The following is a 22,216-nucleotide window of genomic DNA, read 5'->3' as shown; positions in this document are numbered from 1 at the left end:
CACCAGCCCGAGTGAACGAAGGAACTCCGTGACCGATTCAGCCCGCCGCGCAGCCGTCAACGATGCCGCGGTGGTGTGGTCGGTTCCGTCGGAGGAGCTGGCCGGTCGGCTGCCCATGAGCCCGCTCGTCATCATCATGCACGGCTACGGTTCGCATGAGAACGACCTGATCTCGCTGGCTCCGCTGCTGCCCGAGGGCATCGTCGCGGCATCGCTGCGGGCGCCCTTGCTGGCGCCGCACCCCATCGAGAACGGGTTCGCGTGGTTCACCATCGGCGACCCGGGCAACCCGCGCATCTCGGGTGTCGACGACGCCGCGCTGTCGGTGCTCGAGTGGCTCGACCGGGTCGAGGCCGCCTACGGAACGCCGCCGAGTATCGCGCCCATGGGGTTCTCGCAGGGCGGGGCGATGGCGGTGCACCTGCTGCGCTCGGTGCCCGGGCGGTTCGTCGCGGCCGTGAACCTGTCGGGGTTCGTGGTGGCGGGCCAGGTGCACGGCGACCGGTCGATGGCCGAGCTGCGACCGCCGGTGTTCTGGGGGCGTGATGTCGCCGACCCCGTCATCACGGCCGAGGCGGTGGCGCGCACCGAGGAGTGGCTGCCCGAGCACTCGACCCTCACGGCGAAGCTGTACCCGGGCATCCATCACGGGGTGTCGCAGGAGGAGGTGGCCGACGTGTCGGCGTTCCTGGGCGAGCATCTGTTCGGGGCGGGCGCCGGGGCTTCGGGAGCCGACGGCGTCGCGGCCGTCTGACGGCGCGGCGCGACCAGCACCCCGAGACGACGCGACCACTCGACCCCGAGACCGAGCGAGACCCGAACACCGATGGCCAGAGCATCCAAGACCGCAGGGCCCACGACGGCCGCGACCGTCGCCCTGACGAAGGCGGACGTGGCCTTCACCCCGCACGCCTACCACCATGACGATGCCGCCACCGACTTCGGCGACGAGGCAGCGCGGGCCCTCGGAATCGACCCGGCTCGCGTGTTCAAGACCCTGCTGGTCGACACCGACGCCGGCCTCGCGGTCGCAGTCGTCGCGGTCGCGTCGATGCTCGACGTGAAGGCGGTGGCCGCGGCCGTCGGCGCGAAGCGAGCAGCGATGGCCGACAAGGCGGTCGCCGAGCGCAAGACCGGCTACGTCGTCGGCGGAATCAGCCCCTTCGGCCAGAAGACCCGCCTCACGACGGTGCTCGACGACGAGGCCCTCGCCCACGACACCATCTTCGTCTCGGGCGGTCGCCGCGGATTCGACCTCGAAATCGTACCCGCCGACCTGGTGCGGCTGACGGGAGCGGTCGTGGCGCAGATCCGGCGGGGCTGAGGATGCCCGACCCGTCGTCATCGGGCGACATCGCCCCAGCTACCATCCAACCCGCCGAGGTCGCCCCCGATACTGGCTCGCCCGCCGACATCGCCCCCGAGGCCGCGGTGCCGGCTGCGAGCGTCAGCCATGCCGCGCCACCCGCCGAACGGATGCCCGGGCTCGCCGCCGCGGCCGAAGCAGCCGAGCGGGCCCTCCTCACGCCGCGGGTGCGGGGCGACCGGGCGGAGCTCGAACTGCTGCTCGACGAGAACTTCCGCGAGATCGGACAGTCTGGCCGCCTCTTCACCCGCAACCAGATTGTGGCGGCGTTGCTGGCCGATGCGGGTGCGTCGGATGCAGCCCCGCACACCCCGCCGCCCGAGCTGAGTGAGGTGGTCGCGACACCGCTCGCCGAGAACGTCGTACTGCTGACGTACGTGCTGCGGTTCGAGGGGCGCTGGTCTCGCCGGGCATCCGTGTGGCGCGCGACGGGTGAGGGCGGGCGTCCGGTGGCCCTCGTGTTCCACCAGGGCACGACGATCGCGCCGGGCTAGAGCGACAGCTCGAAATACAGCGCCTGGCCCTCGCGGCGCACCTCCACGAGGCCGGCGCCGGCCAGCACGCGCTGCGACGCGACATTGTCGAGCGTCGTGTCGGCGCGCAGCAGGCGGGCTCCGGATGCCCGGGCGATGCCCACGGCGGCCGCGAGCGCCTCGGCGGCGAACCCGTTGCCGCGGGCCGAGGCGACCAGGCCATAACCCACCTCGACCGCCCCCTCGTCGTCGGGCGACCCCGTGAAGCCGATGCCGCCGATCGCGGCGTTGTCGGAGCGGCGGCACACGACGTACGGCCCGAAGGGCTGCGGATCGCCGTTCGCGCGGAAGTCGGCGATGAACCGCGGAAGAATGTCGATCTCGTCGGCGAACGGGTAGTCGGGCGCCCACACGTCGTGCGCGGCAGGGGTTCGCGCGAGCACGCGCTCGGCCTCGGCGAGCGAGTAGGGGCGCAGGAGGAGGCGGGGAGTCGTCGTCTGCACTCCCGAAGACTATCCACCGGGCCGGGGCGGGTGGGTCGCACGGTGGCGCGGCGTGGCGTAACGAGGCCTAGCGAGGCGTGACGAGGCGTAGCGTGGCGTGGCGTGGAGTAGCGAGTAGCGAGGCACGGGGCTCAGAGCAGGTGCGTCAGGTGCTGGCCCAGTGGCGAGTGCGTCGGGCGGCTTTTAGTAACGTGGGGGCATGACCCGGCAGACGCAGACGGTTTCGCGAACGATCATCCACGGCGCGTACGTTGCGACCGTCGACCACGACGACACCGAGCACCGCGACGGCTACGTGGTCGTCGATGACGACACGATCGTCGCCGTGGGGGCGGGCGAGGTTCCGCGCTGGGCTCTCGACGGCGAGCCGGCAACGTCCGAGCTGGGCGCCCCGACGGGCGCCCCGACGGGCGGAACGACGGGCGGCACGACAGGCAGCACCACGGCCGCCCCGAGCGGCACCACGCGCGCGGCCACGCCCCGGGCATCCGTCACCCTCGTCGACGGGCGCGGGCACCTCGTCACACCCGGGCTCATCAACACCCACCACCACCTCTACCAGTGGCTCACGCGCGGCTACGCCCAAGACTCGATTCTGTTCGACTGGCTGACGTCGCTGTATCCGCTGTGGTCGATGATCGACGCCGACCTGGTCGAGAAGGGCGCGCTGGGGGCGATGGCCGTCGCCGCTAAATCGGGATGCACGGCGGTGGGCGACCACCACTACGTGTTCCCCAGCGGCGCGGGCGACATTCTCGGCGGAATCGTTCGGGCGGCCGGCGAGCTCGGCGTGCGCATCCACGCCACTCGCGGGTCGATGGACCTCGGGCAGAGCGACGGTGGCCTTCCGCCCGACTTCGTGGTCGAGTCGATCGACGCGATTCTGGCGGCCAGTGACCAGGCCATCGACCGGTACCACGATGCGTCGCGTGGGGCGATGGCGCAGATCGCCGTGGCTCCGTGCTCGCCGTTCTCGGTCACGGCCGACCTGCTGCGCGAATCGGCGGCGCTCGGCCGGGCCCGTGGGGTGCGGCTGCACACACACGGGTCAGAGACCGTCGAAGAAGACGCGTTCTGCCTCGAGAAGTTCGGCAAGACCCCGACGCAGTACCTCGAAGACGTCGACTGGCTCGGCCCCGACGTGTGGATGGCGCACTGCGTGCACCTCGACGACCACGCCATCGCCCGCTTCGCCGCCACCGGAACGTCGGTCGCCCACTGCCCCTCGTCGAACGCCCGGCTCGCCGCCGGCATCGCGCGGGTTCCGGCCATGCTCGAGGCCGGAATCACCGTGGGCCTCGGCGTCGACGGCGCCGCCTCGAACGAGTCGGGGCAGCTCGGCACCGAGATTCGCATGGCCGTGATGATGAACCGGCTGGGCTCGGGGGCCGACCGGATGCCCGGGCGGGCCGCCCTGCGCATGGCGACCATGGGCGGAGCAGCCACGCTCGGCCGCGCGGCAGAGCTCGGCTCGCTCGAAGTGGGCAAGCTCGCCGACCTCGCCGTGTGGAAGATCGATGGCGTCGAGCACGCCGGAATCCTCGACCCCGTCGCGGCCCTCACCCTGGGCTCGCAGCCCCCGCTGGCGCTGTTGCTCGTGAACGGCGCCGAGGTGGTTCGGGATGGCCGGCTCAGCCGCGTCGACGAGCCCTCCATCGCGGCGGCGGTGGCCCGGGCATCCACGGCTCTCGCCGCCCGCTGACCGATCGCGGCAAGCCTGAATCTGCGGCTCTCTGGCATGTGCGCGCCCGTTCGAAGGGGCGCATGTATGCCGAAGGGGCGCGCTCTGCGACGGTGGGACGCAGCGGGCGGGGGGCGCGTCAGCGGGCGCGGCCCGCGACCTTCTCGGTGAGGCCGAGGCGAACGGTGGGCCACTCCGACTCGATGATCGAGAAGACGACGGTGTCGCGCAGCGTGCCGTCGCGCCAGAGGTCGTTGTTGCGCAGAACGCCGTCTTGCTTGGCGCCGAGCCGGGCGATCGCGGCGCGCGACTGCTGGTTGTGCCAGTGCGTGCGAAACTCCACCGCCACGCAGCCCAGCGTGTCGAAGGCGTGGGTGAGCTGCAGCAGCTTGGCCTCGCTGTTGATTCCGGTGCGCTGGGTGCTCTTCGCGAGCCAGGTCGATCCGATCTCGAGTTTACGATTGTCGGCACGGATGTTCAGGAACGACGACATTCCGACGGCCCGACCGGTGTCGTGCCGCACAACCGCCCACGGCACCCAGCTGCCCTCGGCGTTCAGGTCGAGGCGGTGCTGCACGGCATCCTGCATCTCATCGGGGCTCGGGATGCGCGTGTACCAGGTCTGCCACAGGTCGCCTTCGGCGACGGCCTCGGCGAGATCGGGCACGTGCCGGAGCGACAGCGGCTCGAGCGTGATGCGCTGCCCCACGAGGGTCGGTACGGCGCTGAAGTCGACAGGAGAGGGCTGCTCGGATGACATCTCTCGACCCTATCGCCGCCGGCGCCGGCCTGCCGCACTGCCTCGGCAGCAGCAGCGCCGCCATCGATTCACGGGTTTGAAACACGTGCGGCGCGCAAGACTGTTCTCAACCCGCGAATCGATTGCTGACCCGGCGGCCCAACGGGGTCAGGGCTCGATGACGGCCCAGCCGTGGGGTGGGGTGGTGGCGGTGAGTCCGCTGGCTGAGCCTTCGCTGCCGGAGGGGGCCAGGGCACAGTCGCCGGCGACGAGAGTGGATGCTCGGGGTACGTCGATCGCGAACGGCTCGTCCCCCACGTTGAGCAGTACAACGAGGCGCCGCGGATGCCCGGCCCCGCCGCCCGCCGGCGCGGCTTCAGCCTGGTGCGGCGCGGCTTCACCCTGGTGCGGCGCGGAGTCCGTCGCGACAACCTCGTACGCGTAGAATTCGTTCGTGAGCTTCAGCGCCGAGGTGCGTGCTGAGTGCAACCACGGATGCCGCCGCCGCAGACCGATGAGGTTCTGGTGCAGGTGGTAGACCGACCATCCGTCGACCGCGCCGCCGGCGCCCACAGCACCCGCCCCGTCGGCCCGACCGGCGCCGAACCCGGCCGGCCCCGCCGCAGGGAACGCCGGCCGGATGGCATCGTCGCCGCCGAACCGCTGCTCCTTGAGCCCGGTCAGGCCGCGCTCGTCGCCGTAGTAGATCGACGGCGTGCCACCGATCGTCAGCAGCACGACGAGCGCGTGGGCGAGGTGCCGGGCATCCCCCACCGCCGTCGCCAGCCGGGTCACGTCGTGGTTGCCCACGAACGTGAGCGGAACGAACCCCTCGAGGTACCCGTTGTGCCGCCCCAGCGCGTAGTCGAGTTCGAAGAAGTTGGCGTCGTGAATCGAACTCCAGATGGCCTTCCACACCTCGTACTGGGTCACCGAGTCGAGCCGCGACGCCTCGACGTAGGCGGTGTAGTCGCCGTGCAGCACCTCGCCGACGAAATAGGCATCCGGATGCCCGTGCCGCACCCGGGGCAGCACGTCGGCCCAGAAGGCGCTGTCGACCGCGTACGCGGCGTCGAGCCGCCAGCCGTCGGCCCCGCGGCCGAGCCAGTAGGTCATGACCTCGACCACGAAGTCGGCGACCGCGGGTTCGGCGTGGTTCAGCTCGACGAGGGTGTCGTGCCCTTCGAACACCCTGAACCGCGGATGCGCGCCCGAACCGTAACCGCCGCCGACAGCCCGAGCATCCGAACCGTCGCCGTCGCCGTCGCCGACAGGCCGACCATCCGAACCGCCGCCACCGCCGCCGCCGACAGCCCGACCATCCGAACCGCCGCCGCCGCGAACCGCCTCATCCCCCGCTGCCGCACCACCCGACTCGTCGACGAACCACCCGAACTCGGGCGCCGCAGCACCCTCGGCGAGCGCCCGCTGCAGCGGCGCGAAGCCTCGCCCCACATGGTTGAACACCCCGTCGAGCAGCACCCGCAGCCCCCGGGAGTGGGCCTCGGCGACCAGCAGGTCGAAGTCGGCCTCATCGCCCAGCCGCGGATCAATCGTGAAGTATTCGGTCGTGTCGTACCCGTGCGTCTCTGAGGCGAAGACGGGTCCGAGGGCGATTCCCGACGCTCCCAGCTCGATCGCGTAGTCGAGCCAGTCGACGATCCGCGTCAGCCGGTGCTCGAGTGGATGCTCTCCCGCTTCAGTCGACGCCCCGACGAACCCGAGCGGGTAGACCTGCCACCACACCGCGTACTCGACCCACTCCGGCTCGCTCACCGCACCCATCCCTCTCCCCCTGCGTCCCTTCCCGCTGCGTCCCTTCCCGCTGCATCCCTTCCCGCTGCATCCCTTCCCGCTGCATCTCCCCGCCCCGTCGGCGCACCCGCACCGCCGTCGCCGCGCACGGAAGACTCAAGCCCCACCGACGCGCACACCCCCGTCGCGCCACCACCCCGCGCCTGTTCGGCCCGCGCCACGCTCACCACGCGTCGCCATCGGGGGCGAGGCCGGCAGCCTGGGCATCCAGAACCGCGTTGCCCGGGTCAGCCGGACCGACGTCTATCAGCATCTTTCCGACGACCCCGTCTTCGACGGCCCGGTGTGCAGCCCCGGTCTCCGACAGCAGATACCGTACGAGCGGAAGGCCGAACTCGTCGCCCACGCCGAGGGCGCCGGCCGCAGCCGCCTCACCCACGGCCGCCACGGCATTCGACTTCTGCACCTCGCTCGTCGTGTACGTGAGGATGAACTGGTACCGCACGTTCTTGGTCATGCTGGCCCGAGCAGGCACCGACAGCTCGTCGGGCGAACCCGAGACGTAGATCGCGATCGTTCCGCCGGTGGCGATCATCTGGAGGTCGATGCCGAGGTTGGCGAGCGGATTCACCTCGACGATGATCGACACTCCGTTGGGCGCGACCGCGGCGACCCGGGCCACCACATCCTCGGTGTGGTAGTCGATCACGTGATGAGCCCCTGCCCGCCACGCGAGGTCGGCCTTCAGCTCGCTGCTCACGGTCGTGATCACGGTGGCGCCGGCCCACACAGCGAGCTGGATCGCCGCGTGCCCGACTGCGCCCGCTCCCCCGGCGACCAGCACGGTGTGACCGACGAGCGATCCCGGCGAGAGCCTGGCCGGTGCGACCTCGTGGGAGGTCAGAGCGCGGTGGGCAGTCAGGGCCGGGATGCCCAGCGAAGCCCCCACGTCGAACGACAATCCCGCGGGCAGCGGGTTGACGAGCGTCTCGGGCAGAACGGCGAATTCGGTGGCGGTGCCAGAGGGTCGCTGGTAGGCCGCATCACGAATCCAGACCCGGTCTCCGACGGAGAAGCGCTGCACCGCTGGTCCGATGGCATCGATGACGCCCGATCCGTCTTGGTTGGGGGTCTGCGGATGCTCGAGCTCCACACTCGCGCCCGATCCAGCCCGCGCCTTCCAGTCGGTCGGGTTCACTCCCGAGACGACGATGCGCACGCGCACTTCGCCGTGACCGGGCTCGGGAAGGCTGTCGCTCTCGACCAGCTCGAGCACCTCGGGGCCTCCGGTGCGGTGGTAGACGACGGCTTTCATGGGCGCTCTCCTTTGTGCGGTTGCTCGGGTGGTCGGTGGTGCCGTGGTGCGGGGTGCGTGGTGCGGTGTGCGGTGTGCGGGGTACGGGGTGCGGTCAGGCGGGTCGTGCGATGTGCGTCCATGCCGGCCGCCTGCGTGCAGACCGACTCCATCGTGTACCGCCCGCCTGAGAACCCGCTACCGCTTTCCGCCGAACTTTCTGCGGCGGGCCTGGGCCTTGTTCGCCTGCTCCGACTGCACCTTCTTGCGGGCAGGCTGGGCGGGTCGTTGACGTCCTGTCGCGGCCTCCTCGGCCTCCCGCGCGGCACGCGCCTTCGCCTTGGCCTTCGCCACCGGGCCGATCTTCTTGACCGGCGTAGAGGCATCCGCAGAGCCGTTTCGCCCACGACCGCCCCCGCCCGCGCCGGCCGCGGCCGTGGCCGCAGCCGCTCCGGCAGACGTCGCATCGACCAGGCCGCCCGAGCGCGAACTCGACGCCGACCGGCCTCGCACGATGCCGATGAACTCCTCGACGAGCACCGACCCGTCGCCCTCGCGCCAGGCGAGCGAGACCGGCCACTCGGCCACCCCGCTCACCGGCACGTACACCACGTCTTTACGACTGTGCAGCCGCGCAATCGATTTCGGAACGATCACAATGCCCACCCCCGCCGCCACCTGCTCGAAAGCGTCGTCGAGCGACCGGATGCCCAGCAGCGGCCGCCGCGACCCGTCGGCCACCTCGACCGCCACGTCACGCCATTCGGGCACCTCGTCGGGCTCCTGCAGCAGGTGTTCCTCGGCCAGGTCGGCGACGGCCACCTCGTCGAATACCGAGGCGGGGTGCTCCTTGGCCACCCCCACCACCGGCACCTCGGAGTAGAGCGCGATCGCACTCAGCCCGGCGCGGTCGACCGGATGCCGCACAAAACTCACGTCGGCCGAGTGCCCGTGCAGCACCGACGTCTGCTCCCCCGGCTCCGAGCGGAACACCTCGAGCGCCACCTCCGGGTGCCGCTGCTGCCACACCCGCGTCCACTTCGTCACGGTGACCCCGGCGACGAAAGCGATCCGCAGCACCGGGCCCGACGCCGGCTCGCCAGACACCGACTGCGCAGACTGAGCCGGCGGCTCCGGCGGCTCCGGCGGCTCCGGCTGCGTTGACTGCACCGACTGCTCCGACTGCGCTGACGGCTCCGACTGCACCGGCTCCAGCTGCACCGACCGCACCGACCGCTCCGGCGCCGACTGCGCCGACACGTCGGAACCCGCGCCCGGCACGCCCGGGTCGTCGTCGCTCATGGTGTGCCCCGATCATCCACGGCTCGACTGGTGCTGAGCCGTACGTACGGCCTCAGGATACGCTGGCCTGATGACCCCGCAGAAATCGACGCAGACCATGAAACCGGCCACCGCCGCGAAGAAGCTGGGCATCTACCTGCCCGCCGCGCCGGAGGAGTTTCAGCAGAACGACGTCACGCGCGACGAGCTGAACGCGCTGCTGAGCGCTCCGCCGCAGTGGCTGGCCGACCTGCGCGCGAACGGGCCGCACCCCCGCCAGGAGATCGCCCGCAAGCTCGGCGTCTCGGTGTCGGGCCTCACCCGCGCCGGGGTCGACGACCCGTTCACGACCGACGAGATCAAGGCCCTGCTGGCGGCTCCGCCGGAGTGGCTCGTGGTCGAGCGGGCCCGCCAGGCCGGCGTGATGGAAGACAATGCCCGGATCAAGGCCGACCGCGCGGCGAAGGCCGAAGCGAAGGAGCGCGCCGAACGCCACGCCCGCACCAACCCGAACTCGATCGCCCCCAAGCCGCGCAAGCGCTGACCCGCCCACACACCCCTCGGCCGACCCTCCGCGGCACACCGGCCGGCAGACCTGCCTGCACACCCGCAACACCCTCTCGGTCATCCGTTATGCGCAAGCGCACGAAATACACCGCCTTTCGGTGCTTCTGCGCACACTCGACGACCACCCGAGCCGCGCCTCAGTTGGCGCTCGCGTCCCAGCCCTGCTGCGGCGTCTCGCAGGTACCCCTGAACACGTACTGCGAGGGGCGTTTGCGCTGCCGGCTCGACCAGTCGATCGCGGGCCTGCGCTCGGCCGCGGGCAGGTAGCCGAGTCGGTACACGGCCATCAACTCGAGCTCGTCGGGCACCTTCAGCAGGTCGACGATCAGCTCCCACTTGCCCGGCACCTCCATCGGAAACGACACGAACTGGATGCCCATGCCGAGCTCGACGGTCGACAACCACACGTTCTCCATCGCTGCGCCCATGCTGAACACCGAGTAGAACGACGACAGCTCGCCGGGCCGGTACTCCGAGCGGTCGAGCATCACCCCCAGCAGCAGCGGAGACTCCGACACGAGCCGGCGGTTCTGGTCGCCGAGCGTCTGCGGCACACGCAGCCCGTTCATCACCGTCTGGCCGCGCTTGGTGAACACGGCCTTGGTGAAGGGGCGCAGTGGTGCGGGCATCTTGTCGAAGAGCATGCCGTCTCGCCGGGCATCCATCTCGGCTTCGCTGAACCTGAAGTACGGGCGGTAGCGCTCGAAGAACGTGCCCTCCGACAGCGCCTGCGTCATGCTGTCGCCGCTGATGTCGCCGATGCGCCGGATGACCGCGGGGTCGTCGACGATGACGAACCGCCATGGCTGGCTGTTGAGTTGCGACGGGGCCGCGGCGGCGACCTCCATCAGGATGCGCTGGTGCTCTTCGCTCACCTTGTCGGGCAGAAACGCGCCGTTCGTGGTCTTTCGGTTGTGCACTACGTCGAAGAATTCCATGCTCACCTCTGTGTCAGCCCTGCATTGTCGCTCTGCCCGTGTTCACGGCGACGCCAGTGAAACGATAAGCCCGAGCGCGAGAAATGGGGCCACCGAGAGGGCGAGGGCCACATGCCCCCACGACCGCGACCGTACGTAGGGCAGCGCCGCGAGCGGAACCACCGCGGGCAGCAGCCACCACCCGGCCGTTCCGCCGCCCCAGAACACCGTGCTGATGGCGGCCCCGGTGAGCACGAACGTGCAGATGTACAGCGCCGAATGCACCCAGTGGAAGGGCGCCGAGTTCACCAGCCCGGCCTTCACACTCGCCCCGAACAGGGCGTTCACCGTGAAGCTCACGCAGGCCGCGACGAACAGCGCCTGTTGGGGCATCATCACTCGCCTTCACTCCCGACAACAGTAACAAACGCTGCTGGCCGGTCGACGGATGCCCGGCTCGCCGGGCACGAAATAATGGAGCCATGACAACCACCGCCAGCCCGAAACCGGCTGACATCCGCCGTTGGCGACAGTACATGGCCGACGAACAGGCCGAGGCCGCGGTCTACCGCGACCTCGCCCAACGCCGCACGGGCGAGGAGCGGGCGATTCTGCTCGCCCTCGCCGAGGCCGAGGCGCGGCACGAGTCGCACTGGCGCGCCCTGCTGGGCGACAACGTCGGCCGGCCGAAGCGCGGCGACCTGCGCACCCGCACGCTGGGCTTTCTGGCCCGGCGGTTCGGGTCGGTATTCGTGCTGGCGCTCGCGCAGCGTGCCGAGACGCGGTCGCCGTACGCCACCGACTCCGACGCCACCGCGGCGATGGCCGCCGACGAGCAGGTGCACGCCGAGGTGGTGCGAGGGCTCGCCGCCCGCGGACGCAACCGGCTCTCGGGCACCTTCCGCGCCGCCGTGTTCGGCGCCAACGACGGGCTCGTCAGCAACCTCGCGCTGGTGATGGGTATCTCGGCGAGCGGGGTCGACAACTCGATCGTGCTCGCCACGGGTCTCGCCGGTCTGCTCGCCGGCGCGCTCTCGATGGGTGCGGGCGAGTACGTGTCGGTACGGTCGCAGCGCGAGCTGCTCGAGTCGACGACGCCGAGCGCCGACGCCACCAACGCCCTGCCCAATCTCGACGTGAACGCGAACGAACTGGCGCTGGTCTACCGGGCGCGGGGCATGTCTGAGGCCGAGGCCGAGGCACGTGCCCGCAGCGTGCTCATCCCGACGACGCAGCCCATCCCGCGCATCCCGCGCAGCTCGCCGTCTGCCCACACCGCGCGCAGCTCGATCGCGCGCGCGGCCGACGAGCGCCGATTCGGGGCCGCCGCCCGGGGTGACCGGCTGCCCGCGCCGGCCGACGGCGCCGGCGGAGGGGCCACAGCCCCCGGCCGCAGCCCAGCCGAGGCGGCGCTGGAGCTCGAACGGGCGGAACTCGTCGACGGCGTCGCCGACGCGAGCGCCAACGAAGAGGTCGACGAGCACGAGGCGGTCGGCACGGGCCTGAGCGCCGCCCTGTCGAGCTTCTGCTTCTTCGCGTCGGGGGCGATCATCCCGGTACTGCCCTACATCTTCGGCCTGCAGGGCCTGCCCGCGCTGATCGTCGCGGCCGTGCTGGTGGGCATGGCTCTTCTCGGCACGGGCGCCATCGTGGGCATTTTGTCGGGTGGGCCGCCCCTGCGGCGGGCGCTGCGCCAGCTGCTCATCGGCTACGGGGCCGCCGCGGTGACCTACCTGCTCGGCCTGCTCTTCGGCGGCGTGTAGCGCAGTGCGCGGCGGGGTCAGGCCCGCATCACGTCGGCGATGAAGCCCGAGACCCGCGACTCGAGGCCCGAGACCTTCTGCTCGAGCACGCTCTGCGGGTCGGAGTAGTACGACGCATGCGGCACCTCCACCCTGATGTTGCTCGAGCACCCCAGGTTGGCGCAGATGTACGTGCCCACGGTGTTGCCGTTCTGGCCGGCCTCACCGGCTCGCTTGGCGCTGAACAGCGAGACACCGTGCTCGGTGTGCGTGGCCCGGCAGAGCTGGCACATCATCATGCGCTGGCGCGACAGCGGACCATCCGCCTCGCGAACGATGATGCCGACCGCCTGCTCGCCCTGCCACCGGATGATGTACCCCAGGTGCGGCGAATGCGAGTCGCGCCAGCCGAGGTAGTCGAGGTTCTCCCAGTCGAGTTCGACGAAGTTCGAGGGCAGAACCATGTTCAAGACCTCTGTGGCCGATCCATTGACGATCGAATGCCGAATCTCGATTCCGGTCATCCTCTTCACGCGTTCTCCTCGTCGTTCGGTGTGTCAAGCCTAAACGCGCGAAGCGGCGTGAGTCATCCCGCCCGCGTACTCGCGAACCTAGACTCGGGTCATGGATGTCTCGCAGTACCTGGTCGCCGAGCTCGACGACACCGTCACGAGGCTGCGACGGCAGATCCTCGACATCGTTCCCCTGGAGCGCCAGCTCGAGCGTCTGCCGGGCGCAAACTCTGCGACATGGATCACCTTTCACGTGGCCCGGCACGCCGCCCTGGCGTTGTCGATCGTGACCGGCACGGCGGGCATCCGCGACCCCCGTCTCGCCGTGTTCGACATCGCGGGCGCCGACACGACCGCCGGTGTCGCCGCGACCGACGAGGTGGCAGAGCAGCTCGCAGTCGCCACTCGCGGCGGCAATGGCCTGCAGGAGGTGCAGCAGCCCTTCACCGAGGCGCTCGACCCCGCCACCGTGAACGCCTACGCCCTCGGCGTGTTCGCCGACGTTCGCCGCTACCTGTCGACCATCGAAGAGCCCGAGCTGGATGCCCTGCTCGACATCGAGGCGGCCCTCGACCTCGCGGGCATCGAACACGAGCAGTTCGACTGGCTCTACCGGCTCTGGGCCGACCAGCCGGTCGCCTTCCTGGCGCGGTGGCCGCTCACGGGCCACCTCACCCACCACGTCGGAGAACTCACGGGCCTGCGCAACCAGATGGGCCTCAGCCCCTTCCGCTGACCCGCCGGCTGACCCGTTCTCCCGCTGACCGGTGCCCCGCCGTCATGGTTTCTCGGTGAGGCCGAGGTCGGGGCGGTCGCCCTCGGGTGGCGGCGAGGTGAGCGCTGCCGAGGCGGGCGGCGCTGCTGGCGCGGGCGGCGCAGCTGGCGCGGCGGGCGGCGCAGCTGGCGCGGGCGGCGGCACGAACCCCTCCGGCCGCACCCCGCCGACGCCGACGCCCGGGCCGGGCAGGTCGACCGAGCCCACCGCCGCACGCGTCGCTCCGGTCGCGCTCACGGCGCCCCCGGGCGCCGACGGACCCGCCGGGGGCGCAGCGGTGTCGACGCGGCCGTCGGTGCGCGAGGCATTCAGCTCGCGGATGAGCGTGGCCGCGTCGTAGGGCCCGAAGTGGCGTTTGCCGCCGACGAAGAAGGTGGGCGTCGAGTGCACGTCCATCAGCTCGGCGTCGATCACGTCGTCACGCACCCGGTTCACCACGTCGCTCGAGCGCATGTCTTCTTCGAAGCGGTCGACGTCCATGCCGAGCGACACGGCGTAGGCGAGCAGATCGTCGAGTTCGAGTGCATCCTGGTGGGCGAACATCGTTGGGCCGTAGATGAAGAACTTGCCCTGCAGCGCCGCCGCCTCGCTCGCCCGCGCGGCCAGGGTGGCGTGCGGATGCACCTTCGTCAGCGGCAGGTGCCGCCACACGTAGAGCAGGTCGCTGCCGAAGTGCGCCCGCACCTCGTCGATCGACCCCGTCGCCCGGCTGCAGAACGGGCACTCGAAGTCGCCGTACTCGACGAGTTGCATGGGCGCGTCGATCGGCCCCCGAATGTGGTCGCGCCTGGCGTCGACCGGCCGCGCCAGCACGAGGCTCATGCGTGACGGCGGCTGCACCTTGTCGACGACGCGGAAGACCGCCCAGCCCAGCACGAACGCGATCACGGTCGCGGCCAGCACGCCCACCCTCGCCTCGTCTTGCAGCACGGGGTCGCTGATCGACAGGTCGATGATGAACAGCGCGATCGTGAACCCGATGCCCGAGAGGGCGGCCCCGCCCGCCACCCGGCCGAACGTGAGCCCGGGCGCGAGCACGCCGATCCCCAGGGTCTTGACCAGCACGGTCATGCCGGTGATGCCCACGAACTTGCCCACCACGAGGCCGACGATGATGCCCCAGGTCAGCGGCGACGCGAATGCGGCCGCCAGTGTCGCGCCGTCGAGGTGCACGCCGGCGTTCGCGAGCGCGAAGATCGGCAGAATGATGAAGCTCGTGTACGGCGAGTACAGCGTGTGCAGCCGATCGTTGACCGACACCGAGCTCAGCAGGCCGCGCACGGCGGCCTGGGCGTAGGCGGGGTTCGGCGACTGCCGGAAGGCGCGGCTGAGCTCGGCGGCTCGCTCGACGTCCATACGGCGCGGCGAGTACACCGGGATGAGCAGGGCGATCGCCACACCGGCCAGCGTCGGCTGCACGCCCGAGGCGTAAAGCGCGCCCCACACGACGAGCGAGAACACGAGGTACGCGGGCCCCTGGCCGAAACGCAGATAGCGCAGCATCCAGATCACCACCAGCCCGAGCGCGGCGATGATCAACGGCAGGAAGTGCAGCTGGTCGGTGTAGAAGATCGCGATGACCGCGAGCGCGCCGACGTCGTCGACCACGGCGAGCGCCAGCAGAAAGATGCGCAGATGGCCGGGCAGACGCGGCCCGACGATGGCGAGCGCACCGAGCAGGAACGCGGTGTCGCTCGAGATCACGACCCCCCACGCGTGCGAGGTCTCGCCCGTGTGGTTGAAGATCAGAAAGATCAGCGCCGGCACCGCGAGCCCGGCGACGGCCGCCGACACGGGCACCACCGCCCTGGCCCAGTCGCTCAGCTCACCGAGGGCGAACTCGCGCTTCACCTCGAGGCCCACGACGAAGAAGAACAGCGTCATCAGGGCCTCGTTGACGACCGACCTGAAGTCGAGTTGGATGCCCGTCTCACCGACCTGCAACGACACCGTCGAGCGCCAGAACTCGTCGTACGAGCTGCCGGGCAGGTTCGCCCAGACCAGGGCGACGATGGTGGCGACGAGCAGCAGCGCGGCGGCTGTCTTCTCGGTGTCAGAGAATCCGCGCCGCTGGTAGAGCAGCCTGCGCAGCCGAGGAAATCGCGGTTCCGTGTCGCCCTCGGTCACCTGCACCGCAGCGGTCGTCATCGGGCCGCCTCAGCGTCGGCGTCGGCGTTCGCGACGCGAGCGAGCCGCAGCACCGCCTCGGTGAGAACCTCGGGCGAGCAGGCGAAGTTCAGCCGCACGAACCCGCGCCCGGGCGGCCCGAAGTCGGGTCCCGGCATCAGCGCGACCTTCGCCTCGACGAGCGCCCGGATGCTCGGGTCGTCACCCCAGCCGAGGGCCGTGAAGTCGAGCCAGCCGAGGTAGCTCGCCTGCGGCCGACGGAACACCACACCCGGCAGGTGTTCGGCGAGCAGCTCGGCCAGCAGCTCGCTGTTGGCCTCGATCGCCGCGATCGCGGAGTCGAGCCACGGCACCCCGTCAGCGAACGCGGCGACGCTGCCGTGCAGCCCGAGTTGGCTGGTACGCATCACGACTTCGGCCGGCATGGCGTCGACGAGGGCCAGGATCCGCTCACTCTGCGCAACAATGAGGGCACACTTCGCGCCGGCCAGGTTCCAACCCTTGCTGGCCGAGGTGACGGTGAATCCGACCTCACGCGCCGCCGCCGACACGCTCAGGAAGGGTGTGAAGGTGGAGGCGTCGTACACCAGCGGGGCGTGGATCTCGTCGCTGACGACCATCGCGCCGTACCGCTGGGCGAGTTCGGCGACCCGCTCGAGCGACGCAGCCGAGTGCACCACGCCGAGGGGGTTCTGCGGGTTGCAGAGCAGAACGGCCGTGGCGCCCTCGGCCAGCGCCCGTTCGAGGCCGGCCAGGTCGATCATCCAGTGCTCGGAGGCGGTGCCGGCGACGGCGTCGCCGGGGTGTTCGCTTGGCGCACCCTCGAACGGCGGCGACTCGGGCGAGGCCGCTGTAGCCGACATCTCGAGCAGGGCGACCTCGCGCACCACTCCCCCGGCCTCCGCGACGAATTCGTAGAACGGCGGGTACACCGGTGGCATGATGACCACCGCGTCGCCCGGCTCGATGGCCTGCCGGAGGGCCTCGACCGCGGCGACGCTCACGTCGGTGGTGGTACGGATGCCCGCGGCGTCGACCTGCCAGCCCCACCGCTCAGCGGCGAACGCGCTGTACGGCGCTGCCAGGGCCTCGCTGCCCGCGATGTACCCGAGGTCGGAGCTCTCGATCACCGCGACCATGGCGGCCTTCACCGGGGCCGCGAGGGGGTAGTCCATCTCGGCGACGAACAGCGGCAGCACGTCGTCGGGGTAGGCGCGCCACTTCACACTGGTGCGCTTTCTGAGTACTGCGAGTGGATCGGCGCGAAGGGGGTCCATCGCTCCAGTGTGCCGTATTCTCGGGCAGAATTCGCATATGCGCCTCGCGGCATATGGTGCGAAGCGCCTGAGACGGGCATCCGCCGGCGACCGGCCGACCAAAACCCGAACTTGACACGGCATCGATGCGTTGCATACGCTCACTCTGAATTCGTGAGAGCGCTCTCTCGTCGTTTCGTGAGAGCGCTCTCAGATTGTCCCATCCACACCACGCACACAAAGGAGTGACCGTGAAACTGTCACGACGCACCACAGGAGCAGCCGCGCTGGCAGGCGTTGCAGCATTTGCTCTGCTCGCCACCGGATGCTCGAGCGGAGGTTCTGCCAGCAGCACCGGCAGCTCCACCGACCCGATCACACTGACGGTCACGACGTTCGGAACCATGGGTTACGACGACCTGTACAAGCAGTACGAGTCGCTGCACCCGAACATCACCATCAAGGCCACCAACATCGACACAGGTGACAACGCCAAGACCGACTGGCAGACGAAAGAGGCGGCTGGGGCGGGCCTGCCCGACGTGCAGGCCGTCGAAGAGGGCTGGCTGAGCGCCGTCATGCAGGTCTCCGACCAGTTCAACGACCTGAGCCAGTACGGCGCCAATGACATCAAAGACCGCTGGGTACCCTGGAAGCTCGCTCAGGCCACCGACGCCAACGGCCGCATCATCGGCTACGGCTCAGACATCGGGCCCGAGGGCCTCTGCTACAACAGCGCCGACTTCGCAGCAGCCGGCCTGCCCACCGACCGCGACCAGGTCGCCGCGCTCTTCGGCGGCGACAACGCCACCTGGGACGACTACTTCAAGGTCGGCGAGCAGTACAAGGCAGCCACGGGCAAGGCCTTCTACGACCAGTCGGGCTTCATCTGGAACGCGATGGTGAACCAGCAGAAGGAGGGCTACTACAAGACCGACGGCACCCTGAACGTCGACGGCAACACCACCCTCGAAGGCCTCTGGAACAAGCTCGCCACGGCGACTTCGTCGGGCCTCTCTGCGAACCAGACCGCCTGGGACTGGGGGAAGGGCAAGGCCTTCACCGACGGAACGTTCTCGACGTTCGTCTGCCCCGGCTGGATGCTCGGGGTGGTCAAGGGCCAGGTCGAATCCGCCGGCGGCAGCGCCACGACGGGCTGGGACTTCGCGAACGTGTTCCCGGGCGGCGCAGCCAACTGGGGCGGGAGCTTCCTGACCGTTCCGACCCAGTCGAAGCACCCCCAGGAGGCGGCCGACCTCGCCGCATTCCTGACCAACCCGCAGTCGCAGGCGGCCGCGTTCGGTGTGGCGGGAACGTTCCCGAGCGACACGGCTGCACAGACCGACCCGGCTGTGACCGGAACGAACGACCTGTCGACGTTCTTCAACAACGCACCGATCGGCACGATCCTCGGCGAACGCGCCAAGGGCGTCGTCGCGCAGTACAAGGGCCCTGACGACTCGGTGATCCAGTCGCAGGTGTTCGGCCCGGCGGTGCAGGAGATCGACTCCGGCAAGGCCGATGGCCCGACCTCATGGAACGACGCCATCACCCTGCTGAACCAGCTCGTCGTCAACCAGTAAGCAGATTCGCCACAACTCGGTCTCGATACGGCCTGCGGCCTACTCGACCAGCGAACAACCGCCGGTCGAGTAGGCCCGCAGGGCCGTATCGAAACCCACCCCGGGAAAGAGCCTCATGACCGCAACACTCACGCCACCGCAGGAGCAGAAGCCCGCGACGGCAGCGCCGGGCACGAAGCCGAAGGCGCCGCTGCGGCACCGGCTGAACCGGCTCGACGTCAAAGCGTCGCCGTACCTCTACATCGCCCCCTTCTTCATTCTGTTCGGGCTCGTCGGCCTCTTTCCGCTCGGCTACACCTTCGTCGTGTCGCTGAACAAGTGGAACCTGCTGTCGGGCCCCGGCGGGTTCGTCGGGCTCGGCAACTACGTGACCGAGCTGAATGATCCCTTCTTCTGGAACTCGCTGTTCAACACGATCAGCATCTTCCTGCTGTCGGCCGTGCCCCAGCTCGTCGCGGCGGTGGTCATCGCCGCGGTGCTCGACCAGAACATCCGCGGCAAGACGTTCTGGCGCATGAGCGTGCTCATCCCCTACGTCGTCACCCCGGTCGCCGTGACGCTGATCTTCTCTAGCGCCTTCGACGAGAAGTACGGCGCGATCAACAACCTGCTGCAGTTCTTCCACCTCAATCCGATCATGTGGAAGACCGAGACCTTTCCGTCGCACATTGCGATCGCCTCGATGGTGAACTGGCGCTGGACCGGCTACAACGCCCTCATCCTGCTCGCGGCGATGCAGGCCGTGCCGCGCGACATCTACGAATCGGCCGCTCTCGACGGCGCGGGCGCGATCAGGCGCTTCTTCTCGATGACACTGCCGAGCATCCGCCCCACCATGATCTTCGTGATCATCACGGCCACCGTGGGCGGTCTGCAGATCTTCACCGAGCCCAAGCTCTTCAACCCCACCACGGCCACCCCGGGCGGCCCGCAGCGGCAGTACCAGACCACCGTGCTCTATCTGTGGGATCTCGCCTTCAACCGGCAGAACTTCGGCAAGGCCTCGGCCGTCGCCTGGCTGCTCTTTCTCATCATCGTGCTGTTCGGCGTTCTCAACTTTCTGATCTCGAGGCGCATCGCGTCGACCGAGGCCCGCATCTCGAAACGCCGAACAGCCCGAAGACTCGCCGAATACAACCGGAACAAGATCTCATGACAACTCTGACAGTTCGCCCGCCGGCACCGCAGCCCGCCGGCCCGGAGGCCCCGCGCCCGGTACGCCGCAAGGCGCTCGGCATCGACCGCCGCCCCGGTTTTCTCACCTACGGCCTGCTGATCGTGTTCTTCATCGGCGGCACGTACCCGCTGTACTGGTCGTTCATCGCCGGGTCGAGCCCGAGTTCTGTGCTCACCCAGACATGGCCGCCACTGCTGCCGGGCGGCCTGTTCTGGCAGAACGTCGCCGAGGTGGTCGACACCGTTCCGTTCTGGATGTCGCTGCTGAACAGCATCATCGTCTCGACGGTGATCACGATCTCGGTGGTGCTGTTCTCGACCCTCGCCGGCTACTCGTTCGCCAAGCTCAAGTTCCGGGGCCGCGAGGGCCTGCTCGTGTTCGTCATCGCGACGCTCGCGGTGCCCACCCAGCTCGGCATCATTCCGCTGTTCATGGTGATGAAGCAGTTCGGCTGGACAGGCACGCTCGGCGCCGTCATCATTCCGACCCTCGTGACGGCGTTCGGCGTGTTCTTCATGAGGCAGTACCTCGTCGACGTCATACCCGAAGAGCTGATCGAAGCCGCCCGGGTCGACGGAGCGAGCATGATCGGAACGTTCTGGCACGTGGGCATCCCGGCCGCCCGGCCGGCCATGGCCATTCTCGGGCTGTTCACCTTCATGACCGCCTGGACCGACTACCTCTGGCCGCTGCTGGTCGTTCCGCAGAACCCCACGCTGCAGGTGGCGCTCAGCCAGCTGCAGTCGGCGAAGTACGTCGACTACTCGATCGTGCTCGCCGGAGCGGTGCTCGCGACGGTTCCGTTGCTCATCCTGTTCATCCTCGCCGGGCGCCAGCTCGTGTCGGGCATCATGGCCGGGGCGGTGAAGGGCTGATGGCCAGAGCGAACGAGGCGATCGACCTCGCCCGGCACCCCTGGCCCGACGGCTTCATCTGGGGTTCGGCCACCGCCGCCGCGCAGATCGAGGGCGCCGCGCACGAAGACGGGCGTGAGGATTCGATCTGGGATCACTTCGCCCGCATCCCCGGCGCTGTGATCGGCGGAGACACCCCCGAGGTCGCCGTCGACCACTACCACCGCATGCCGCACGACGTCGCCCTGATGAAAGAGCTCGGCCTCGCCTCGTACCGGTTCTCGACCAGCTGGGCCAGGGTGAAGCCCGGTGACCGGTTCGTCAACCAGAAGGGCCTCGACTTCTATTCGCGGCTGGTCGACGAGCTGCTCGAGGCGGGCATCCTGCCGTGGCTGACGCTCTACCACTGGGATCTGCCGCAGGCGGTCGAAGAGACCGGCGGCTGGGCGAACCGCGACACCGCCTACCGGTTCGCCGACTACGCCGAGGTCGTCTACCGCGTGCTCGGCGACCGGGTCAGAAACTGGACCACCTTCAACGAGCCGCTCTGCTCGTCGCTCATCGGCTACACGGCGGGCGAGCACGCGCCCGGCCGGCGTGATCCGCGGGCCGGCCTCGCCGCCGTGCACCACCAGCATCTCGGCCACGGACTCGCCGTGCAACGCCTGCGGCGCCTGGGCGCGGCGGCGTTCGACGGCGAGGCGGGCGACAAGATCGGCATCACCCTCAACCTCACCACGGCGGTGCCGAACGACCCGGCAGACCCGGTCGACATCGAGGCCGCCCGGCGCATCGACGCGCTGTGGAACCGCATGTACCTCGAACCCCTGCTGCTCGGAGCGTACCCCGCCGACCTGCTTCAGGATGTTCGCGACTACGGCCTCGCCGAGCTGGTGCTGCCCGGCGATCTCGACCTCGTGTCTGCTCCCCTCGACTTCATCGGAGTGAACCACTACCACGACGACAACGTCAGCGGACACCCGCTGCCGGCGTCGCCGCCCTCGAACACGGCCGCCCCGTCGGCGCGGGAGAAGCGCTCGCCATTCGTCGGCTCGGAGTACGTCACGTTTCCGCCGCGCGACCTGCCGCACACGGCGATGGGCTGGGAAGTGCATCCCCAGGGCCTGTACGACCTGCTGCTGCGGCTCGGGCGTGACTACCCGACCCTGCCGCCGCTGTACGTCACCGAGAACGGGGCCTCGTACGACGACGTCGTGTCGGCCGACGGCGAGGTGCACGACCCGCTGCGGGTGTCGTACCTGCAGTCGCACATCGACGCCGTGGGCCGGGCCATCGCCGACGGCGCCGACGTGCGGGGCTACTTCGTGTGGTCGCTGCTCGACAACTTCGAGTGGGCCTGGGGGTACGACAAGCGCTTCGGCATCGTGCACGTCGACTACGACACCCAGCGCAGAACCATCAAAGACAGCGGCCGTGTCTACGCGCAGATCATCGAAGGGGTGCGTGAACGCGCTTACAATTGACCGCAACCGAGAATGTTGTGGAGGGTGCCGTGACGGTGGAGACGCCCAGTACGCAGGCGCCCGATACGCAGGCGCCCGACCCAGAGTCGGCAACCGGTACGCCGGCTGACGGTCTCGGCCTCGGCACCCA

At 69.7% G+C, this 22,216-nt stretch carries 21 protein-coding genes; 11 read left to right on the top strand and 10 right to left on the bottom strand.

Features of this window, described 5'->3' with window-relative positions; translation table 11 throughout:
- Nucleotides 1-28: 28 nt before the first annotated feature.
- The 3 genes from V3W46_RS09470 (at nucleotide 29) to V3W46_RS09460 (ending at nucleotide 1,860) form a co-directional block, all read left to right on the top strand.
- The gene (locus tag V3W46_RS09470) at nucleotides 29-754 is read left to right on the top strand and encodes an alpha/beta hydrolase (RefSeq protein ID WP_331782847.1); all 726 of its coding nucleotides are present in this window, start codon (nucleotides 29-31) and stop codon (nucleotides 752-754) included.
- Between the two features lie 72 nt (nucleotides 755-826).
- On the top strand, nucleotides 827-1,324 hold the full coding sequence (gene ybaK, locus V3W46_RS09465; protein ID WP_331782846.1) for a Cys-tRNA(Pro) deacylase: 498 nt from the start codon (nucleotides 827-829) through the stop codon (nucleotides 1,322-1,324).
- A gap of 2 nt (nucleotides 1,325-1,326) precedes the next feature.
- Nucleotides 1,327-1,860, top strand: coding sequence for a nuclear transport factor 2 family protein (locus V3W46_RS09460; RefSeq protein WP_331782845.1), 534 nt, complete (start codon nucleotides 1,327-1,329; stop codon nucleotides 1,858-1,860).
- Here the strand turns inward: V3W46_RS09460 and V3W46_RS09455 are convergent.
- Nucleotides 1,857-2,342: a GNAT family N-acetyltransferase gene (locus V3W46_RS09455; RefSeq protein WP_331782844.1), complete on the bottom strand. Its 486-nt coding sequence runs from the start codon at nucleotides 2,340-2,342 to the stop codon at nucleotides 1,857-1,859. The two genes, V3W46_RS09460 and V3W46_RS09455, sit on opposite strands and share 4 nt — an antisense overlap.
- A gap of 199 nt (nucleotides 2,343-2,541) precedes the next feature.
- On the opposite strand from V3W46_RS09455, the gene V3W46_RS09450 reads away from it, so the two are divergent.
- Entirely contained in the window at nucleotides 2,542-4,044 is a 1,503-nt protein-coding gene (locus V3W46_RS09450) for an 8-oxoguanine deaminase (RefSeq protein ID WP_331782843.1), read from the top strand.
- Between the two features lie 118 nt (nucleotides 4,045-4,162).
- On the opposite strand, the gene V3W46_RS09445 is transcribed toward V3W46_RS09450, so the two are convergent.
- The 4 genes from V3W46_RS09445 to V3W46_RS09430 all read right to left on the bottom strand — a co-directional run bounded on the left by V3W46_RS09445 (nucleotide 4,163) and on the right by V3W46_RS09430 (nucleotide 9,113).
- The gene (locus V3W46_RS09445; RefSeq protein ID WP_331782842.1) at nucleotides 4,163-4,783 is read right to left on the bottom strand and encodes a GNAT family N-acetyltransferase; all 621 of its coding nucleotides are present in this window, start codon (nucleotides 4,781-4,783) and stop codon (nucleotides 4,163-4,165) included.
- A gap of 147 nt (nucleotides 4,784-4,930) precedes the next feature.
- On the bottom strand, nucleotides 4,931-6,538 hold the full coding sequence (locus V3W46_RS09440; RefSeq protein ID WP_331782841.1) for an alpha-amylase family glycosyl hydrolase: 1,608 nt from the start codon (nucleotides 6,536-6,538) through the stop codon (nucleotides 4,931-4,933).
- A 202-nt stretch (nucleotides 6,539-6,740) separates the two neighbouring features.
- A complete protein-coding gene (locus tag V3W46_RS09435; RefSeq protein WP_331782840.1) occupies nucleotides 6,741-7,832 on the bottom strand; it encodes an NADPH:quinone reductase in 1,092 nt (363 codons plus the stop codon).
- 177 nt (nucleotides 7,833-8,009) lie between these two features.
- Entirely contained in the window at nucleotides 8,010-9,113 is a 1,104-nt protein-coding gene (locus V3W46_RS09430) for a LysR family substrate-binding domain-containing protein (protein ID WP_331782839.1), read from the bottom strand.
- A 70-nt stretch (nucleotides 9,114-9,183) separates the two neighbouring features.
- Here V3W46_RS09430 and V3W46_RS09425 point away from each other — a divergent pair, with 70 nt between their 5' ends.
- Nucleotides 9,184-9,636 (top strand): DUF5997 family protein, encoded by a 453-nt coding sequence (locus tag V3W46_RS09425; RefSeq protein WP_331782838.1) that lies wholly within the window; start codon nucleotides 9,184-9,186, stop codon nucleotides 9,634-9,636.
- Between the two features lie 160 nt (nucleotides 9,637-9,796).
- Here V3W46_RS09425 and V3W46_RS09420 read toward each other — a convergent pair whose 3' ends face one another.
- Together V3W46_RS09420 and V3W46_RS09415 are read right to left on the bottom strand one after the other, a co-directional pair.
- Nucleotides 9,797-10,597 carry a nitroreductase family protein gene (locus V3W46_RS09420; protein ID WP_331782837.1) on the bottom strand — a complete coding sequence of 267 codons (801 nt, stop codon included), beginning with the start codon at nucleotides 10,595-10,597 and terminating at the stop codon, nucleotides 9,797-9,799.
- 42 nt (nucleotides 10,598-10,639) lie between these two features.
- Nucleotides 10,640-10,972, bottom strand: a complete 333-nt coding sequence (locus V3W46_RS09415) for a hypothetical protein (protein ID WP_331782836.1) — start codon at nucleotides 10,970-10,972, stop codon at nucleotides 10,640-10,642.
- 86 nt (nucleotides 10,973-11,058) lie between these two features.
- Here V3W46_RS09415 and V3W46_RS09410 point away from each other — a divergent pair, with 86 nt between their 5' ends.
- Entirely contained in the window at nucleotides 11,059-12,339 is a 1,281-nt protein-coding gene (locus V3W46_RS09410) for a VIT1/CCC1 transporter family protein (protein WP_331782835.1), read from the top strand.
- Between the two features lie 17 nt (nucleotides 12,340-12,356).
- Here the strand turns inward: V3W46_RS09410 and V3W46_RS09405 are convergent, their stop codons facing one another.
- Complete coding sequence (locus tag V3W46_RS09405; RefSeq protein WP_331782865.1) at nucleotides 12,357-12,842, bottom strand: FBP domain-containing protein; 486 nt, start codon at nucleotides 12,840-12,842, stop codon at nucleotides 12,357-12,359.
- 100 nt (nucleotides 12,843-12,942) lie between these two features.
- On the opposite strand from V3W46_RS09405, the gene V3W46_RS09400 reads away from it, so the two are divergent.
- Nucleotides 12,943-13,566, top strand: coding sequence for a hypothetical protein (locus tag V3W46_RS09400; protein WP_331782834.1), 624 nt, complete (start codon nucleotides 12,943-12,945; stop codon nucleotides 13,564-13,566).
- Nucleotides 13,567-13,608: 42 nt separating this feature from the next.
- On the opposite strand, the gene nhaA is transcribed toward V3W46_RS09400, so the two are convergent.
- Both nhaA and V3W46_RS09390 read right to left on the bottom strand, forming a co-directional pair.
- Entirely contained in the window at nucleotides 13,609-15,753 is a 2,145-nt protein-coding gene (nhaA, locus tag V3W46_RS09395; protein ID WP_331782833.1) for a Na+/H+ antiporter NhaA, read from the bottom strand.
- Nucleotides 15,750-17,009, bottom strand: a complete 1,260-nt coding sequence (locus tag V3W46_RS09390) for a MalY/PatB family protein (protein WP_331782832.1) — start codon at nucleotides 17,007-17,009, stop codon at nucleotides 15,750-15,752. The genes nhaA and V3W46_RS09390 overlap by 4 nt, the downstream gene beginning before the upstream one ends.
- 230 nt (nucleotides 17,010-17,239) lie before the next feature.
- Here V3W46_RS09390 and V3W46_RS09385 point away from each other — a divergent pair, with 230 nt between their 5' ends.
- The 4 genes from V3W46_RS09385 to V3W46_RS09370 all read left to right on the top strand — a co-directional run bounded on the left by V3W46_RS09385 (nucleotide 17,240) and on the right by V3W46_RS09370 (nucleotide 22,086).
- A complete protein-coding gene (locus V3W46_RS09385; RefSeq protein WP_331782831.1) occupies nucleotides 17,240-18,571 on the top strand; it encodes an ABC transporter substrate-binding protein in 1,332 nt (443 codons plus the stop codon).
- A gap of 115 nt (nucleotides 18,572-18,686) precedes the next feature.
- Complete coding sequence (locus V3W46_RS09380; RefSeq protein ID WP_331782830.1) at nucleotides 18,687-19,727, top strand: carbohydrate ABC transporter permease; 1,041 nt, start codon at nucleotides 18,687-18,689, stop codon at nucleotides 19,725-19,727.
- Complete coding sequence (locus tag V3W46_RS09375; RefSeq protein ID WP_331782829.1) at nucleotides 19,724-20,623, top strand: carbohydrate ABC transporter permease; 900 nt, start codon at nucleotides 19,724-19,726, stop codon at nucleotides 20,621-20,623. The genes V3W46_RS09380 and V3W46_RS09375 overlap by 4 nt, the downstream gene beginning before the upstream one ends.
- Nucleotides 20,623-22,086 (top strand): GH1 family beta-glucosidase, encoded by a 1,464-nt coding sequence (locus V3W46_RS09370; protein ID WP_331782828.1) that lies wholly within the window; start codon nucleotides 20,623-20,625, stop codon nucleotides 22,084-22,086. Before V3W46_RS09375 ends, V3W46_RS09370 begins: the two co-directional genes overlap by 1 nt.
- Nucleotides 22,087-22,216: the final 130 nt, after the last annotated feature.

It is taken from the genome of Subtercola sp. YIM 133946, assembly GCF_036553535.1.
In the GTDB taxonomy this organism is placed as follows: Bacteria; Actinomycetota; Actinomycetes; order Actinomycetales; family Microbacteriaceae; genus Subtercola.
The sequence above is the reverse complement of the archived record's forward strand: the minus strand, read 5'-3'. Positions and strand labels throughout refer to the sequence as shown.